We start from the raw sequence: 16,669 nt of genomic DNA on the forward strand, positions 1-16,669 counted from the left end.
CCCCGGACGAGGGGTGGGCGGCGGCCTTTCGGTCTCTTCTCATCCATCTCTTATGCGCGGCTCAAGTCCTCATCACCGACCGTCCCCAGCTTGCGGCCATGTTCTTCACCTGTCTGAGGCGCGAGTTGCGCCGCCGCAGAAAGGCGGCCCTCCTCGTCGCCTCCGGACTCGCGCTGGGTATCGCGCTGGTCATCGTCGTCACGTCCGTGTACGCCGGCATGGGCAGGGCGAGGACAAGGTCCTCCAGTCGCTGTACGGACTGGGCACGGACATGACCGTCACCAAGGCCGTGGCACCGGCCGGGAGCAGCTCCGAGCGGCCGCGCTTCCGCTTCGACGCCCAGGACGACGGCTCGGGCGGTGAGCAGAGCAGCGACCGCGTCATGGTGCAGGGCTTCCAGACGCTGGTCCGGCGGGCCCGCCGCGTCAGCAGGGTTCTCGCAGGACTGCCGCAGTGACAGTGGTGATCACCGGCCCGGGGGCGTCCGAGGCGCCGGCGGCTCTCACTCCGACGGGGTCGAAGTCCTGGTGCCCGAGCGGGTCGCGTCCGCCCCCCAGCTCGCCAGCAGGCGCAGAGCCTCGGCCGACGGGGTGTCCGGTTCCGCGTGGAACGTGATCAGGGACTGCTCGCCGTCGTCGACCAGGCGGAACGTCTCGAAGGACAGGGTCAGGTCGCCGACCAGGGGGTGGCGCATGCGCTTGACGCCGTAGCTCTTCTCCTTGACGTCGTGGGCGGCCCAGAGGCGGCGGAACTCCTCGCTCTTCACGGACAGCTCGCCCACCAGGGCGGACAGCTGCGGGTCGTCCGGGTGGCAGCCCGCGTCCATGCGCAGATAGCCGACCATGTCCTTGGCCTTCTGGTCCCACTCCACGAACAGCTCGCGGTACTCGGGCCGCAGGAACACCAGCCGCGCCCAGTTCCGCTCCGGCGCCGGCAGTTCCGCCCAGTCGCCGAAGAGGGCCGCGGCCATCCGGTTCCAGGCCAGGACGTCGGAGCGGCGCCCGACGACGTACGCGGGGACGCTGTCGATCGAGTCCAGCAGATGCCGCAGCGCCGGCCGCACCTGCTGGTTGCGCGCCACCGGCTTCTTCTTGTGCTGCTTCGGCTTCGCCAGATGCGTCAGGTGCGCGTGCTCGGCGTCGCTCAGCCGCAGGGCGCGCGCGATGGCGTCCAGCACCTCCGCGGAGACGTTGTGGCCGTTGCCCTGCTCCAGCCGCGTGTAGTACGCCACGGACACCCCGGCCAGCTGCGCGAGCTCCTCGCGGCGCAGCCCGGGCACCCGGCGCCGCCCGAAATCGGGCAGACCCACGTCCTGCGGCTTCAGCCGGGCCCGCCGGGTGCGCAGGAACTCGCTGAGCTCGGCGCGCCGGTCCAGGCCGCCACCGGCCGTCTGTGCGGGTTCGGGCTGTTCGTCCATGCCTCCAGTATTCACGGTCGTACGCACACGAGCCTGACCCCGCCAGTGGTACGCACCGTGTGCGTACGCAAAACCGTGGTCTGGGTGAGCACCGGCGGATCGGGCACGCTGGTGATCGTGCCCGGTCAGAAGATCCAGAAGGCAGCCGGGCACACAACCCCGCTAGGAGAACCCCCGGCATGACCACTGTTGCTGCGTACGCCGCTCCCGCTCCCAAGGCTCCGCTGGAGCGCACCACCGTCGAGCGCCGCGAGGTCGGCGAGTTCGACGTCCTGATCGACATCAAGTTCGCCGGCATCTGCCACTCGGACATCCACCAGGTCCAGGAGGGCTGGGGCGAGGCGATCTTCCCGATGGTCCCCGGCCACGAGATAGCCGGTGTCGTCTCCGCGGTCGGCTCGGGCGTCACGAGGTTCGCGGTCGGCGACCGTGTGGGAGTCGGCTGCATGGTCGACTCCTGCCGCGAGTGCGAGAACTGCAGGGCCGGCCGGGAGCAGTACTGCGTGAAGGGCAACGTCCCGACGTACAACGGCATCGGCAAGGACGGCGAGCCCACCCACGGCGGCTACGCGCAGAACGTCGTCGTCGACGAGAACTTCGTCGTCCGCATCCCCGACGGCCTGTCGCTCGATGTCGCCGCGCCGCTGCTGTGCGCCGGCATCACCCTCTACTCCCCGCTGCGGCGCTTCGGCGCCGGCCCCGGCCAGAAGGTCGCGATCGTCGGCCTGGGCGGCCTCGGCCACATGGGCGTGAAGATCGCCCACGCGCTCGGCGCCGAGGTGACCGTGCTGTCGCAGTCCCTGCGCAAGCAGGAGGACGGCCTGCGGCTGGGCGCGGACCACTACTACGCCACCAGCGACCCGAAGACCTTCGAGGAGCTGGCCGGCACGTTCGACCTGATCGTGTCCACGGTGTCCGCTCCGCTGGACTTCAACGCCTACCTGTCGCTGCTGAAGCCCGAGGGCACGCTGGCGAACGTCGGCGCCCCCGAGGAACCGATCTCCCTCAACCTCTTCTCGGTGATCGGCGGCGGCAAGACCCTCGCCGGTTCCATGATCGGCGGCATCGCGGAGACCCAGGAGATGCTGGACTTCTGCGCCGAGCACGGCCTCGGCGCCGAGATCGAGCTGATCCGCGGTGACCAGATCAACGAGGCGTACGAGCGGGTCCAGGCCAGCGACGTGCGCTACCGGTTCGTGATCGACACGGCGACGATCTGACACCGGGCCTCTGTGCAGCGGCCCTGAGGGGCCCCGGCCGTGCGCCGGGGCCCCTCAGGGCGTTCGTGATGCACGACGGGGTCCAGGCGGGGTACACATGGGGGAGTGCACCAAGGGGTTCGCCAGGTACGTCAGGGGAGGCCCACCATGACCGTGCAGCTGAACCACACCATCGTCGTCGCCCACGACAAGCGCGCCTCGGCCCGGTTCCTGGCCGATCTCCTGGGGCTCGACGTGAGTCCGCCCTACGGCCCGTTCCTCCCGGTCGAGATCCCCAACGGCGTGACGCTCGACTTCATGGACATTCCCGGCGACATCACGCCGCAGCACTACGCCTTCCTCGTCTCGGAGGACGAGTTCGACGAGATCTTCGGCCGCATCCAGGAGGCCGGCCTGACGTACTGGGCGGACCCGTTCCACAGCCGCCCCGGCGAGATCAACCACAACGACGGCGGCCGCGGAGCCTACTTCGACGACCCCGACGGCCACCGCCTGGAGATCATCACGAGGCCCTACGGCAGCGGCGGCTGAAACTCCCGCACCCCCGCTCGTCACATCGTCGCGCCGCAGCCCGTCATACCGGCGAAGGCGACCACACGATGAAGAGCTGGGGAGCAGTCATGACAACACCGATCCTGGTCACCGGCGGCACGGGCACCCTCGGCACCCACGTGGTCCCGCTGCTGCGCGCCTCCGGCCACGACGTGCGGATCCTCACCCGGCACGCCCGCCCCGCCGCCGACGGCGTCGAGTACGTCACCGGCGACCTGCTGAAGGGCGAGGGGGTCGAGGCCGCCGTCGACGGCACCCGGACCGTGCTGCACCTGGCGGGCGGCCCCAAGGGCGACGACGAGGCGACCCGCGCCCTGGCACGCGCGGCGTCCCGGGCCGGCGTACGGCACCTGGTCCACATCTCGGTCATCGGCGCGGACCGGGTGCCGCTGGCCTGGATGCGCACGAAGCTGGAGTCGGAGCGGGCCGTCGCCGGCTCGGGCATCCCGTGGACGACCCTGCGCGCGGCCCAGTTCCACGACCTCGCGCTGACCCTGGTCGAGAAGATGGCGAAACTGCCGGTCCTCCCGGTCCCCGGGGGGCTGCGGCTCCAGCCGGTGGATCCGCGTGAGGTCGCCGCCCGCCTCGCGGAACTGACCCTCGGCGCCCCGTCCGGCCTGGTCCCGGACCTGACCGGGCCGCACCTCTACGACCTCGCCGCCCTGGCCCGCCCATACCTCCGCCTGACCGGCAGGCGCCGTCCTGCGCTGCCGGTGCGCATCCCCGGGAAGGCGGGGCGGGCGTACCGGGCGGGGGCGAACCTGACGCTGGACGGGGCGGAGGCGGGGAAGCGGACCTGGGAGGAGTTCCTGGGGGAGAGGCTGGGCTAGGAGCCTCGGCCCGGCGTCCGGCCCGGCCCGGCGTCCGGCCCGGCGTCCGGCCCGTCCTGGGCCCTTCAGCCGGGTCAGGTCTTGGTCAGCGGGGATGCCGGTGGTGACGCCGGTGGTGCCGCGGGCTGGGGCTCCTGCCCGCCCATGTCGAGCCGGAACGGCGGGTACTGGTCGGTCAGCAGCGCGGCGTAGGCCGCCACCCGGGCCGCCCAGCGGGCGAGGCCGATCAGGAAGTCGAAGAGATGCCGCGGGTAGCGGGCGGTGAAGAGCAGGATGACCACGGCGACCAGGGAGAGGAAGGGCATCAGCCCGCCGTTCCGCCAGCCGTCCTCACCGCCCCAGCCGCCGCCGGTGAACATCGCGACGACGATGTACTGCGGGATCGCCAGCAGCCACCACTTCACCAGGACCAGCCCGCGGGACAGCCGCTCGGGATAGGCGACGTCGAAGCGCGCCGGGTAGTCGGGCACGTCGGCGAGGGTGAACGGCGGGTACCGGTCGGTGCCGAGCGCGGTGTGCGCGTAGTAGCTGACCCGCCAGTTCCAGCGCAGCACGCCGACGCTGAAGTCGAAGAGGGGCCGTGGGTAGCGGGCGGTGAACAGGATGGCGAAGAAGGCGATCACGGTCACGACGACGAACGCGATCCACAGGAACACCAGCACGATGTAGTGAGGGATGGCGAGTAGCCATTTCACCAGCCACATCCACCGGGACAGGCGGGGATCGACGGACGCCTCCAGACGCACGGGTGACGCGGCGACAGGAATCATGGGCGGCTCTCCTCTCGCCTGCAGACTCGCAAGCGAGGAGAGCCCCCGCGACCCGGGCGGGGCCGTTCGAGCGTCGGGCCGGATGCCCCTGCGGCCCCGCTACGACGGACCGCTACGACGGGACCGCTACGAGGTGGCGGCGGCTCCTGGGCCCGGTTCGCCGGTCCCCGGTTCATCGGCCGCCGGTTCATCGGTCGCCGACTCACCCGCGGGATCGACGAGCTGCTCGCGCACGTAGTTCCAGACCACCGCGATCAGCGCGGCGACGGGCACGGCGAGCAGGCTGCCCACGATGCCGGCCAGGCTGCCGCCCAGGGTCACCGCGAGCAGCACCACGGCCGCGTGCAGGCCGAGCCCGCGGCTCTGGATCATGGGCTGGAAGACGTTGCCCTCGAGCTGCTGCACCACGACGATGATGGCCAGCACGAGCAGCGCGTCCGTCAGGCCGTTGGAGACGAGCGCGATCAGTACCGCGACGAAGCCGGCGAACAGGGCGCCGATGATCGGCACGAACGCCGAGACGAAGGTCAGCACCGCCAGCGGGAGCACCAGCGGGACGCCCAGGATCCACAGGCCCAGGCCGATCAGGACGGCGTCGAGCAGACCGACCGCCGCCTGGGACCGCACGAAGGAGCCCAGGGTGGCCCAGCTGCGGTCGAACACGGCCGGGATGTCGGTGGCGAGCCGGCCGGGCAGCTGACGGGACAGCCACGGCAGGAACCGCGGGCCGTCCTTGAGGAAGAAGAACATCAGGAAGAGCGCGAGGACGGCGGTGACGACGCCGTTCACCACGGTGCTCACCCCCGTGACGACAGCGCCCACCATGCTGCCGACACCCTCCTGGGCGCGGGAGACCGCGCTGTCGAAGGCCTGGTTGATCTGCGCGTCGCCGATGTTCAGCGGCGGCCCGGAGGCCCACTCGCGCAGCCGCTGGATCCCCTCCACGACTCCGTCGGTCAGCTCCCCCGCCTGGGACGCCACCGGCACGGCGATCAGCGCCACCACACCCGCGGCGATCACCAGGAACGACACGGTCACGACCGACGCGGCCAGCGCGGGCGGCCACCCGCGCCGGCGCAGGAACCGGGCCACCGGCCAGGTCAGCGTGGTCAGCAGCAGCCCGACCACGAGCGGCCACACGATCGGCCACATGCGCCCCAGAAGCCACAGAGCCACCGTGAGCATGGCCAGCACCAGCAACAACTCCGCGGAGAAGCGCGCCGATATCCGGAGCGCGGCGCGGGATTTCATGGAACTCAAGGGGGCAGTCACGGGAGCACCCTATTGCCATGGTGCGAGCCGTCCGGCACGGGGCGCGAGATGGGTGTGGCCGGTGACCGCGGGGCCGCAAACGCCACCAACCGCATTCAGGTGAAGCACTTCGTCGATGCCGTCGGCGTGCTGGTGAGGCGGACAGCGCGTGGGCTTCTCAGAGCCGGCTGTACTTGTCTATGTCTTCCGCGAACTCTTCGATCGCCTGTGCGGTGAGCGTCGGCCGGGTGTCGGCGATGGCTGTCATGTAGTCCTCGGTCGCCGCCGGTCGACCCTGGCGAAGGGTGACTTCGCGCTCGAACGCCGCCTGTGCCCCCTTGCGGGCCGCGAACTCGATGTCGGCCGGAGTGAACAGGTCGCTGGCCTGGACGAGCTGGTCGATGTCCACCGACGCGGCGGAGGTCGTGAGATAGCGGGTCCAGATCGCCGCGCGCGCGGAGGCGTCCGGTGGGCCTATGGGGATGACGTAGTCGAACCGGCCCGGCCGCAGGAACGCCGCGTCGAGAGAGCGGATCGAGTTGGTGGCACAGACCAGCAGCCGCGCGTCGTGCTCGCGGAAGACGGGGATGAGTTTGAGCAGCTCATTGGTCACTCCGTGACCGGGATCGACGGCCTTCCCGGAGCGCGCGCCGGCGATCTCCTCGACTTCGTCGATGAAGAGCAGCACCGAGTCGAGTTCTGCCAGGTCCGCGAAGGTCTCCCGCAGGGCCGCGGCCAGGCCCTCGCTCGTGTCGGCCGCGAGCCGGGAGGGGAAGAGTTCCACGAACGGCCAGCCGAGCCGCGAGGCGACCGCTTTGGCGAAACTGGTCTTCCCCGTACCCGGCGGGCCGAACAGGATGATCGCCTTGGGCGGGGTGACGCCGTACCGGTCCGCCAGTGACGGCTCGGCCAACGGGAGCACGACACGGCGGTCGACGACCTGCTTCTCCCCCTCCCTGCCGGCCATGGCGTTCCACAGACCGTCGGGCAGCATGCGGCCGCCCAGTGCCGCGAGGACCTCCGTGTTGGCGGCTCCAGGGGATTCGACCTTCTCGTAGTAGGTGAGATCGTCGCGGAACAGGTAACCGGAGTTCTCCAAAGCCTTCGTCCCCGCGGCGCCGGCGGGCAGCAGCGCGCTGATGTGACTCACGTCCAGTGCCCGCAGCCGCCGTTCGAGATCGGCGAGGAGAGCACTCCCGACCCCCCGCTCGCGCCAGCGGGATGCGAGCGCCACCAGGAGGATCCACGCCCGCTTGCCCTGTGCCTGCGCGATGGCCACGCCGACGAGTTCGTCGCCGACCACTGCGACGACGGCCGTCTGTCCGGCCTTGGCCGCCGTCATGACCTCGGAGATCGCGAACACCCGGTCCTCGTCGGCCCGGCGGCTCTGGTCCCAGATCTCGATGGCCTGGTCGAGATCGTCGTCGTGATAGTCACGCAGATGCCAAGCGGGCATCGCCACCACCTCACACGGCGCGGGAGTCCCATTGTTCCGCCGCGGGCGTCCCGTGACCAACCGAGGCCGGATCCGGAAGCAGACCCCGATCGTCGGGCGGGCCCGAGTGCGCCGGGCGACGATCCGACGGTGACCTGCGTCCCCGGTCCCTTCCGCCGGCTCCACCCAGGCCGACACGCGCGCAAAACAGGCGTTCGGAACCAGCGCATCGTGAGCACGTCCAACGAGCACCCAGAGAAGTGTTCCGCGCCCCGGCTTGCACGAGCACCTCGGCCTGCCCACCGACGAGCCCCCGATCAGCGTCACCCGCGAATGCCGCACCCAGACATCTGTCAGGGACGCGAAGTCTCTGGTGCGGCCTACATTCGAGGCGCTGACTCCGAGGGCCCCTGTCCGCCACTGCGCCTGGAGTCGGACCCTGTTCCTGCGTCGTATCTCTGGGAGACCAACATGTTCAAGCGGAGTTCCGCAGCCCTTGCTGCCTCTGCCGCCGTCCTCGGCGTCATGACCATCGCGCCGAGCGCTTCCGCCGAGCCCAGTCCTCCGGACTGCCCCACGGGAAATGTCTGCGCCTGGAGTTCCTCCGGCTACCACGGTCCGACGATCCTGAAGACGGAAGGCAACTGGTCCGGGTCGCTGAGGGTGGGCTTCATCATGAACAACGGCTTTCCCAGCCCCGGTTCCGATCACATCCAGGCCACCTGGGTCTTCGAGGGCCGCACCTGGGACAGGTGCCTGCACTACAACCCGGGACCCGGCGAGTACAAGCTCTCCTTTCCGACGGGAGTGGAGCTGAAGAGTCTCACCTGGCGTGGTGAATGCTGATCAGTTGCACCATCCCGCCTCCCCGCGCCGAGCGGACGTGTCGTCACATCCAACCGGCCCGAGCAACGTCCGGCCCGGGTCGGCGAGTTCGTACTCGACGCGGGGCGGCGCCTCGCTACGAGCGTCCCGCTTCACCAAGCCGTTGAATTCCAGGCGCCGCAGCGTCCCGGTGAGGACTTTGGGGCTGATGCCGCCGATGTGGTCACGCAGTCTGCCCGGGCCGGCCGGGCCGCGCATCCCGCCCAGGCCTGAGGCCGCGCCTCAGTGCGGCAGGCTCGCCGGGCTGCCGCCGTTCGCCTCGTAACCCGCCACCGCCAGCGCCCGGTACACCGCGAACTCCGCCGCCGGGTCGGCGGACAGGGTCCAGGGCAGGGCGCCCACGTGGCCGTCGATGTGTATCAGCTGGTTCATGGCCTCCGACCAGCGCTCGCCGCGGACCAGGAAGAACACCAGCATGTGCCGCACGTGCGCCAGCATCGGGTCGTCGGGGCGGGCCGAGTGCACCGCGTGCAGCGCGCCGTGCACCGCCTTCGTGACGACCTCGCTCTGCCAGAAGCCGGCGACGAGGGTCACCTCGGGGAGGTGCTCGAACACCGCGAAGAGCGGCATCGCCGAGAGGAGGGAGCCCTGCGGTGCCCGGGCCGCCGCGGCCTCGGCGAAGGAGTAGGCCTCCGCACGGGAGCCGTGCCACTTCTCGCACCAGAAGTGCAGCGCGGCCAGGTGCGCCCCCATGTGGGCCGGGGCGCGGTCCAGGATCTTCAGCCAGATCTGCTCGAAGTCCTTCTGGGAGCAGCCGAGGCCGCGGGCCACGGACAGCTCGACGATGTACGGGATCGGGTCACCGGGGGCGAGCAGCGCCGCCTCGCCGCACGCCGCCCGCGCCTCCTCCATGATGATCCGGAACTCCTCCGTCCCGGGCGTCGCCGTCCGCCAGGCCTGCTGCACCAGGAACTCGGCGTGCACCGCCGCGCCGCCCGCGTCCTTGGGCGCCTCGGCCCGCCACACGCGCAACCACTGTCCGCCCGGAGCCTCGCTCGCCCCGCCGGGCCGCCGCGAGAGCTCCAGCGAGGCCGCGCCCGCGAAGGCCTGCACGCGCTGCCAGCGCCGCTCGCCCTCCGTCTCGGTGCCCGCCAGGAGCTGCTGTGCGGCACGGTAGTCCTGCGTGCGCTGCACCACGTCCAGGACGTCCAGCAGGTCCTGGTCGGGGCCGGGCATGCGGATGTCGAGCTCCTCCTCCAGGACGAAGCCGTAGTTCGCCGGGTCCGCGGCGTCCGGGTGGTCGGCCGAGACCAGCCCTATCGCGCCGCGCCCGCGCCGCAGGAAGGGGAGCAGCACGAAGCCCAGCATGACCAGCGCGATCAGGACCCAGAGAATCTCCATGCGACAAGCGAACCAGACGGTGCCGACAATTGGCCAACCTGCCCCCGGAACCTGTGGAAAACCCCGCTTCGACTCGTCCCCCGGCACTCTTCGCGTCGGCGCACTACCCTCGGTGCCCATGAGCGACAGGCACACCAGTCAGCACTTCGAGACGCTCGCGATTCACGCGGGCAACACCGCCGACCCCTTGACGGGCGCGGTCGTCCCGCCGATCTACCAGGTCTCGACCTACAAGCAGGACGGCGTCGGCGGGCTGCGCGGCGGCTACGAGTACAGCCGCAGCGCCAATCCCACCAGGACCGCGCTGGAGGAGAACCTCGCCGCCCTGGAGGGCGGCCGCCGCGGTCTCGCGTTCGCGTCCGGGCTGGCGGCCGAGGACTGCCTGCTGCGTACGCTGCTCGGCCCCGGCGACCACGTGGTCATCCCGAACGACGCGTACGGCGGCACGTTCCGCCTGTTCGCCAAGGTCGTCGCACGCTGGGGCGTGGAGTGGTCGGTCGCCGACACGAGCGATCCGGCCGCCGTGCGGGCCGCCCTCACCCCGAAGACCAAGGTCGTCTGGGTGGAGACCCCCTCCAATCCGCTCCTCGGCATCACCGACATCGCCGCCGTCGCCCAGGTCGCCCGGGACGCGGGCGCCCGCCTCGTCGTCGACAACACCTTCGCCACGCCCTACCTCCAGCAGCCGCTGGCGCTGGGCGCGGACGTCGTCGTGCACTCGCTGACCAAGTACATGGGCGGCCACTCCGACGTCGTCGGCGGCGCCCTGATCACCGGTGACGCCGGTCTGGGCGAGGAGCTGGCCTTCCACCAGAACGCGATGGGCGCGGTCGCCGGGCCCTTCGACTCCTGGCTGGTGCTGCGCGGCACCAAGACCCTCTCCGTGCGCATGGACCGGCACAGCGAGAACGCCGTCAAGGTCGCCGAGATGCTCACCCGGCACGCGCGCGTGACGAGCGTGCTGTACCCGGGCCTGCCCGAGCACCCCGGTCACGAGGTCGCCGCCAAGCAGATGAAGTCGTTCGGCGGCATGGTGTCCTTCCGCGTCGAGGGCGGCGAGGAAGCGGCCGTCGAGGTCTGCAACCGCGCCAGGATCTTCACGCTGGGCGAGTCCCTGGGCGGCGTCGAGTCGCTGATCGAGCACCCCGGCCGTATGACGCACGCCTCCGTGGCCGGCTCGGCCCTGGAGGTCCCCGGCGACCTGGTGCGCCTGTCCGTGGGCATCGAGAACGCCGAGGACCTGCTGGAGGACCTTCAGCAGGCGCTCGGCTAGAGAGGCCCCCGCGCGGGGTCACCAGCCGGTGAGGGGTGGAGTCGTGTCGGACGGCGGCTCCACCCACGGGCGGGCCGTCAGCGCCCACACCGTGAACGCCAGGGCCGCCGCGCACAGCAGCAGCCACATGAGGCGGCGGGCGAGCGCCCTGCGCCGGAGCATGCGGCCGCCGCGGCGCACCGCCTCCGTGTGGATCTCAGGGGGCACGGGCCGCGGCGCCTGCTCCAGGAGCCGCCGTACGGCCGCCTCGCGGTCGCTGCCGCTCATGGCGCTCTCCGCTCGCCTGCCGGGCTCATGACGGCACCGCCTTCCTGGCCGTCACCGCGGGCGCCGGCCCCCGCGGCCGGTGCAGCAGGGTCGACACGGCCCGGTGGCAGATCGCCCGTACGCGCTCCGGGGACAGGCCGAGCAGGGCCGCCGTCTGCTCCTCGGCCACGCCCTCGTGGAGTCTGAGCACCAGGATCAGCCGTTCCTGCGGGGTCAGCGGGGCCGTGGGGCTGGCGGGATGCGGCCGGGAGCGGCCGAGTGCGCCGTGCTGGTGCCACGCGCCGCGCGCGAAGCGGGCGGCCAGGTACTGGCGGGTGCGGTCGTACGGATCCTCGCCGTGCAGCCGGTCCCAGCACGCGTACGTGTGGGCCAGCGACAGCGTCAGCAGGCGCCGCGCACGCGGGTTGTCGTCGGGGGATTCCGCGGTGAGCAGTGTGGCGGCGTGCAGCAGCCGCCCGGCCGCGCCCGCGACGAACGCCTCGAACTCCCGGGCGCGACGGGTTGCCCGGGACGCATGCCGCTCCAGCACCGCGCCTCCCGCCTGACGGCGACCCTGAGGATGCGGGCCCGGCCGCGTACGGCGAGGGCCCGGTCTCATATCAGGCCAGGGACGGCCCCGAGGTCAAGAGCCGCGCACGGCTTGCCGCCGCGCCACACGCGCGTGCGGGGCCGGGCATCGCCGGGCGGCGGCATCCCCCGCAGGCCGTCACGGGCGGGTCGTGAGTCCGCCCCCGCCGACGTGGTGGTGGCGTTCCGCCGCTCCGGTCTCACGCGCGCGTGCGGGGCCGTACGGCGCCGACGGCGTGGGAGGCAGCCGGCTCCGTGCGTCACCGCGCGGCAGCGGGTAACGGGCGGCGGTGTCGGCGTCCGCCTCCGTGCCCCACGCGCGTACGGTCGCGTCGGGATCCCGCGTCGTACCGGAGCGTCCTCGCCGTGCGGGCGTTCAGGTCGCCGGCTGTGCCTCCGGCCCCGGCACGCCCTGCGCCGCCATCCGTGAGGACAGCGCGGTGTTGAAGCGCGTGAGGAGGTCGCAGAACGCCTCGCGCTCCTCGGGCTCCCAGTCGTGGGTCAGCTCGGCCATCAACTGGCGCCGGGAGGAGCGCACTTCCTCCAGGCGGGCCTGCCCGCGCGGGGACAACTGCAGCACCACCGCGCGCCCGTCCTCGGGGTGCGAGGTGCGCTTGACCAGGCCGGTGTCGACGAGCGGAGCCACCTGCCGGGTGACCGTCGACGAGTCGATCCCCATACTCGCGGCGAGCGCCTTGACGCCCATCGGGCCTTCCTTGTCGAGGCGGTTGAGCAGCAGGTACGCGGCGCGGTCCATGGAGTTGCGCACCTGCCCGACTCCGCCGAGCCGGGTCTGTTCGGCACGGCGGGCGAACAACGCCACCTCGTGCTGCAGCGTGTCGAGAAGACCGGTGTCACCGACGGTCGTCATGTCCATCGACATTTCAGGTGTTGTGGGCATCGCCGGGGGCTCACTTCGTGGAGGGCTGGCAGATTGGGGGACAGGGTACGCGGCCGGAAGGCAGGCCGTACCGGCGCTGTGCAAAGCGGGTCTCGTAGGTTGGTCACAACGGTCGTTCCCGCCTGTGAACTGCGATGCTGAGGTCATGAGCTACAGCACGGCTGACTCCTTTCGGCCCGTCACCCTCGACGACGTGCGCGGAGCGCAGAAGATGCTCTCGGGGGTGGCGCGGGTGACCGCGATGGAGGGCAGCAGGCACCTGTCCCAGATGGTCGGTGCGCCGGTCCACCTCAAGTGCGAGAACCTCCAGCGGACGGGCTCGTTCAAGCTGCGCGGCGCCTATGTCCGGATCGCCGGTCTGCTGCCCGAGGAGCGCGCCGCGGGTGTCGTCGCCGCGAGCGCCGGCAACCACGCGCAGGGCGTCGCCCTCGCGTCCGCCCTGCTCGGCGTGCGCTCCACCGTGTTCATGCCGAAGGGCGCCCCGCTGCCCAAGGTCAGCGCCACCGGCGACTACGGGGCCGAGGTGCGGCTGCACGGCCAGGTGGTCGACGAGACGCTGGCCGCCGCGCAGGAGTACGCGGCCGAGACGGGCGCGGTGTTCATCCACCCCTTCGACCACCCCGACATCATCGCGGGCCAGGGCACGGTGGGCCTGGAGATCCTGGAGCAGTGCCCCGAGGCGCGCACGATCCTCGTCGGCATCGGCGGGGGCGGGCTGGCCGCCGGGATCGCGGTGGCGGTGAAGTCCCTGCGGCCGGACGTGCGGGTCGTGGGCGTGCAGGCGGCGGGCGCGGCGGCCTACCCGCCCTCGCTGGCGGCGGGCCGGCCGGTGTCGGTCGAGAACCCGGCGACGATGGCCGACGGCATCAAGGTCGGGCGGCCGGGCGACGTGCCGTTCGGCATCGTCGGCGAGCTGGTCGACGAGGTGCGCACGGTCAGCGAGGACGAGCTGTCCGCCGCGCTGCTGCTGTGCCTGGAGCGGGCCAAGCTGGTCGTGGAACCGGCCGGGGCGAGCCCGGTCGCGGCGCTGCTGAGCGAGCCCGGCGCATTCGAGGGCCCGGTCGTCGCGGTGCTGTCCGGCGGCAACGTCGACCCGGTGCTGATGGAGCGGGTGCTGCGGCACGGCATGGCCGCGCAGGGCCGCTACCTGGCCGTCCGGCTGCGGCTGACGGACCGGCCGGGCGCGCTGGCAACACTTCTGGGTGTGTTGTCAGTGGTCGACGCTAACGTCCTCGATGTGAGCCATGTGCGAACCGACCCGCGGCTCGGGCTCACGGAGGCGGAGGTCGAGCTGCACTTGGAGACGAAGGGCCCGGCACACTGCTCCGAGGTGGGTCAGGCGCTGCGGGAGGCGGGCTACACGGTCATCGGCTGACCCGGCTCCCGAGCCGGTCGAAGATCCTTTCGTCTACGGAGCGCAACGCGGAGAAACTCATTGTGAGACGCGATACATCGCGTTATGGTGTGTCGGTGAGAACGCTCACCGGACGTCTGTCCGGTCATCCCCGAAGACGTGGAGACTCATATGCCAGGCGCCATCTACGCCGAAGGTCTGGTCAAGACCTTCGGTGACGTAAAGGCCTTGGACGGCGTCGACCTCGACGTGCCCGAGGGCACGGTCCTCGGCCTGCTCGGGCCGAACGGCGCGGGCAAGACCACCACCGTCCGCTGCCTGACCACCCTGCTGCGGCCCGACAGCGGCCGGGCGGTCGTCGCGGGCATCGACGTGCTCAAGCAGCCCGACGCGGTCCGCCGCTCCATCGGCCTGTCCGGCCAGTTCGCGGCCGTCGACGAATACCTGACCGGCCGGGAGAACCTCCAGATGGTCGCCCGGCTCTACCAGATGCGGGCGAAGGCGGCGAAGCAGCGCGCGGCCGAGCTGCTGGAGCAGTTCCACCTCGCGGACGCCGCCGACCGCCCCACCAAGACCTACTCGGGCGGCATGCGCCGCCGCCTCGACCTCGCGGCGGCCCTGGTCGTCTCGCCGCCCGTGATGTTCATGGACGAGCCGACGACCGGCCTCGACCCCCGCAACCGCCAGCAGCTGTGGGAGGTCATCAAGCACCTGGTCTCCGGCGGTACGACGCTGCTGCTGACCACGCAGTACCTGGAGGAGGCCGACCACCTGGCCCACGACATCGCGGTGGTCGACCACGGCAAGGTCATCGCCCAGGGCACCTCCGACCAGCTCAAGGCCCGCACCGGCGGCGAGCGCGTCGAGGTCGTGGTGCACGAGCGCGAGCACATCCAGGCCGCCGCCGAGGTCCTCGCCGGCTTCGGCAAGGGCGAGACCACCGTCGAGGAGCACATGCGCAAGCTCACCGCGCCCGTGACCGGCGGCGCCAAGCTCCTCGCCGAGGTCATCCGCGAACTGGACACCCGGGGCATCGAGATCGACGACATCGGCCTGCGCCGCCCGACCCTCGACGACGTCTTCCTGTCCCTCACGGGACACATGGCCGAGGCCAAGGACGTGGAGAACGACAAGGAGGCCGCCCAGTGAGCGCCGTCACCGACGCCGTGCGGGTCGCGCCCAGCGCGAACCCGGTCAGCCAGTCGATCCGGGACTCGCTGGTCGTCGCCCGGCGCAACCTGATCCGCATGTCCCGGATCCCCGAGATGATCATCTACGGGCTGATCCAGCCCATCATGTTCGTGGTGCTGTTCACCTACGTCTTCGGCGGCTCCATGCAGATCGGCAACAGCACCAGCGCCACCGACTACAAGAACTTCCTGATGGCGGGCATCTTCGCGCAGACCGTCACGTTCGCCACCGCCAGCTCCGGCGCCGGCATCGCCGACGACATGCACAAGGGCCTCATCGACCGCTTCCGCTCCCTGCCCATGGCACGCGGCGCGGTGCTCACCGGCCGCACCCTCGCCGACTCCGTGCAGACGGCCCTGACCCTGGTCGTCCTCGCCGTGGTCGCCCTGCTGGTCGGCTGGCGCGTCGGGTCGGACGGCAGCACCAACGCCGCCAAGGTCCTCGCGGCCTTCGGTCTGCTGCTCCTGCTCGGCTACGCGTTCACCTGGATCGGCGCCCTGATCGGCATGTCCGTCCGCACCCCCGAGGCGGCCACGTCCAGCGGCCTGATCTGGCTCTTCCCGGTCACGTTCATCTCGAACGCCTTCGTGGACACCAGCCACATGACCCCCTGGCTGCGCCACATCGCCGAGTGGAACCCCTTCAGTGCCACGGTCCAGGCCTGCCGCGTGCTCTTCGCCAACCCGGGCCAGTCCCAGTCGGACGCCTGGCCCATGCAGCACCCCGTATGGGCCTCGCTGATCTACTCGATCCTGATCCTGGTGGTGTTCCGGACGCTGGCCGTACGCAAGTACCGCTCGGCGACGGCATGACCATGCCCCCGGCGCCGCAGCGGCGTCAGGGGCACGTCAGGGCTCTCGGGTGGCCGGGTCAGCCCTCGTACGGCTCGGCCTTGAGGATCTTCACCGCGGCCTTCTTGCCGTTCGGCAGTTCGTACTCGGCGTCCTCGCCGACCTTGTGGCCGATCACGCCGGTGCCCAGCGGGGACTGCGGCGAGTACGTCTCGACGTCGGAGCTCGCGTACTCGCGGGAGGCGAGCAGGAACGTCAGCGTGTCGTCCTCGTCACCGTCGAACGCGATCGTGACGACCATGCCGGGCGCCACCGCGCCGTCCGCCGCGGGCGCCTCTCCGACCTTGGCGCTCTCGAGGAGCTGGGTGAGCTGGCGCACACGGAGCTCCTGCTTGCCCTGCTCCTCCTTGGCCGCGTGGTACCCGCCGTTCTCACGCAGGTCGCCCTCCTCGCGCGCCGCGGCGATCTTCGCCGAGATCTCCGCACGCGCGGGACCAGTAAGGTACTCAAGCTCAGCCTTGAGCTTGTTGTACGCCTCCTGGGTCAGCCAGGTGACGTTCTCGCTGGTCTGGGTCACAGGTGCTCCTCGTAGGTACTGGGAATACAAAGCATCGCCCTACCCAG

Annotated in this window: 17 protein-coding genes and 2 pseudogenes; 9 read left to right on the forward strand and 10 right to left on the reverse strand. The window is 71.3% G+C overall.

The genetic code is table 11. The annotated features are described in order from the left end of the window. Positions 1–98: 98 nt before the first annotated feature. Positions 99–406 (forward strand): annotated as a pseudogene (locus ACFU3E_RS24960) (ABC transporter permease); the annotation flags it as partial. Between the two features lie 96 nt (positions 407–502). On the opposite strand, the gene ACFU3E_RS24965 reads toward ACFU3E_RS24960, so the two are convergent. Further along, positions 503–1,417 carry a helix-turn-helix transcriptional regulator gene (locus ACFU3E_RS24965; protein WP_384162263.1) on the reverse strand — a complete coding sequence of 305 codons (915 nt, stop codon included), beginning with the start codon at positions 1,415–1,417 and terminating at the stop codon, positions 503–505. Between the two features lie 179 nt (positions 1,418–1,596). Between ACFU3E_RS24965 and ACFU3E_RS24970 the strand changes: the two genes are divergently transcribed. The 3 genes from ACFU3E_RS24970 (at position 1,597) to ACFU3E_RS24980 (ending at position 4,019) form a co-directional block, all read left to right on the forward strand. Continuing rightward, a complete protein-coding gene (locus ACFU3E_RS24970; RefSeq protein ID WP_384162266.1) occupies positions 1,597–2,637 on the forward strand; it encodes an NAD(P)-dependent alcohol dehydrogenase in 1,041 nt (346 codons plus the stop codon). A gap of 147 nt (positions 2,638–2,784) precedes the next feature. After that, complete coding sequence (locus tag ACFU3E_RS24975) at positions 2,785–3,168, forward strand: VOC family protein (protein ID WP_384162269.1); 384 nt, start codon at positions 2,785–2,787, stop codon at positions 3,166–3,168. A gap of 89 nt (positions 3,169–3,257) precedes the next feature. After that, the gene (locus ACFU3E_RS24980) at positions 3,258–4,019 is read left to right on the forward strand and encodes an SDR family oxidoreductase (RefSeq protein WP_384162272.1); all 762 of its coding nucleotides are present in this window, start codon (positions 3,258–3,260) and stop codon (positions 4,017–4,019) included. A 74-nt stretch (positions 4,020–4,093) separates the two neighbouring features. Here the strand turns inward: ACFU3E_RS24980 and ACFU3E_RS24985 are convergent, their stop codons facing one another. The 3 genes from ACFU3E_RS24985 to ACFU3E_RS24995 form a co-directional block, all read right to left on the reverse strand. Further along, positions 4,094–4,789, reverse strand: a complete 696-nt coding sequence (locus tag ACFU3E_RS24985; RefSeq protein WP_384162275.1) for a DUF4389 domain-containing protein — start codon at positions 4,787–4,789, stop codon at positions 4,094–4,096. Between the two features lie 126 nt (positions 4,790–4,915). Continuing rightward, on the reverse strand, positions 4,916–6,040 hold the full coding sequence (locus ACFU3E_RS24990; protein ID WP_384162472.1) for an AI-2E family transporter: 1,125 nt from the start codon (positions 6,038–6,040) through the stop codon (positions 4,916–4,918). A gap of 178 nt (positions 6,041–6,218) precedes the next feature. Beyond that, complete coding sequence (locus ACFU3E_RS24995; RefSeq protein ID WP_384162278.1) at positions 6,219–7,496, reverse strand: ATP-binding protein; 1,278 nt, start codon at positions 7,494–7,496, stop codon at positions 6,219–6,221. 450 nt (positions 7,497–7,946) lie between these two features. On the opposite strand from ACFU3E_RS24995, the gene ACFU3E_RS25000 reads away from it, so the two are divergent. Continuing rightward, a complete protein-coding gene (locus ACFU3E_RS25000; protein WP_384162281.1) occupies positions 7,947–8,321 on the forward strand; it encodes a peptidase inhibitor family I36 protein in 375 nt (124 codons plus the stop codon). Between the two features lie 51 nt (positions 8,322–8,372). Here ACFU3E_RS25000 and ACFU3E_RS25005 read toward each other — a convergent pair. Together ACFU3E_RS25005 and ACFU3E_RS25010 are read right to left on the reverse strand one after the other, a co-directional pair. Further along, positions 8,373–8,552: pseudogene (locus ACFU3E_RS25005) on the reverse strand (winged helix-turn-helix transcriptional regulator); the annotation flags it as partial. 30 nt (positions 8,553–8,582) lie between these two features. Then, entirely contained in the window at positions 8,583–9,701 is a 1,119-nt protein-coding gene (locus tag ACFU3E_RS25010) for a hypothetical protein (RefSeq protein WP_384162284.1), read from the reverse strand. A gap of 118 nt (positions 9,702–9,819) precedes the next feature. Between ACFU3E_RS25010 and ACFU3E_RS25015 the strand changes: the two genes are divergently transcribed. Next, entirely contained in the window at positions 9,820–10,974 is a 1,155-nt protein-coding gene (locus tag ACFU3E_RS25015; protein WP_384162287.1) for a cystathionine gamma-synthase, read from the forward strand. Positions 10,975–10,992: 18 nt separating this feature from the next. Here ACFU3E_RS25015 and ACFU3E_RS25020 read toward each other — a convergent pair whose 3' ends face one another. The 3 genes from ACFU3E_RS25020 to ACFU3E_RS25030 form a co-directional block, all read right to left on the reverse strand. After that, positions 10,993–11,241 (reverse strand): hypothetical protein, encoded by a 249-nt coding sequence (locus ACFU3E_RS25020; RefSeq protein ID WP_384162290.1) that lies wholly within the window; start codon positions 11,239–11,241, stop codon positions 10,993–10,995. Between the two features lie 25 nt (positions 11,242–11,266). Continuing rightward, positions 11,267–11,770, reverse strand: a complete 504-nt coding sequence (locus ACFU3E_RS25025) for a sigma factor-like helix-turn-helix DNA-binding protein (RefSeq protein ID WP_384162293.1) — start codon at positions 11,768–11,770, stop codon at positions 11,267–11,269. A gap of 414 nt (positions 11,771–12,184) precedes the next feature. Further along, positions 12,185–12,691, reverse strand: a complete 507-nt coding sequence (locus ACFU3E_RS25030; protein WP_384162295.1) for a MarR family winged helix-turn-helix transcriptional regulator — start codon at positions 12,689–12,691, stop codon at positions 12,185–12,187. A gap of 163 nt (positions 12,692–12,854) precedes the next feature. On the opposite strand from ACFU3E_RS25030, the gene ilvA reads away from it, so the two are divergent. The 3 genes from ilvA (at position 12,855) to ACFU3E_RS25045 (ending at position 16,066) form a co-directional block, all read left to right on the forward strand. Continuing rightward, a complete protein-coding gene (ilvA, locus tag ACFU3E_RS25035; protein ID WP_384162298.1) occupies positions 12,855–14,084 on the forward strand; it encodes a threonine ammonia-lyase in 1,230 nt (409 codons plus the stop codon). Between the two features lie 150 nt (positions 14,085–14,234). Continuing rightward, positions 14,235–15,212 (forward strand): ATP-binding cassette domain-containing protein, encoded by a 978-nt coding sequence (locus ACFU3E_RS25040; RefSeq protein ID WP_384162301.1) that lies wholly within the window; start codon positions 14,235–14,237, stop codon positions 15,210–15,212. Beyond that, the gene (locus ACFU3E_RS25045) at positions 15,209–16,066 is read left to right on the forward strand and encodes an ABC transporter permease (protein WP_384162304.1); all 858 of its coding nucleotides are present in this window, start codon (positions 15,209–15,211) and stop codon (positions 16,064–16,066) included. Before ACFU3E_RS25040 ends, ACFU3E_RS25045 begins: the two co-directional genes overlap by 4 nt. Positions 16,067–16,124: 58 nt before the next feature. Here the strand turns inward: ACFU3E_RS25045 and greA are convergent, their stop codons facing one another. Then, the gene (gene greA, locus ACFU3E_RS25050; RefSeq protein WP_384162307.1) at positions 16,125–16,622 is read right to left on the reverse strand and encodes a transcription elongation factor GreA; all 498 of its coding nucleotides are present in this window, start codon (positions 16,620–16,622) and stop codon (positions 16,125–16,127) included. Positions 16,623–16,669: the final 47 nt, after the last annotated feature.

It is taken from the genome of Streptomyces sp. NPDC057424, assembly GCF_042803315.1.
GTDB lineage: Bacteria > Actinomycetota > Actinomycetes > Streptomycetales > Streptomycetaceae > Streptomyces.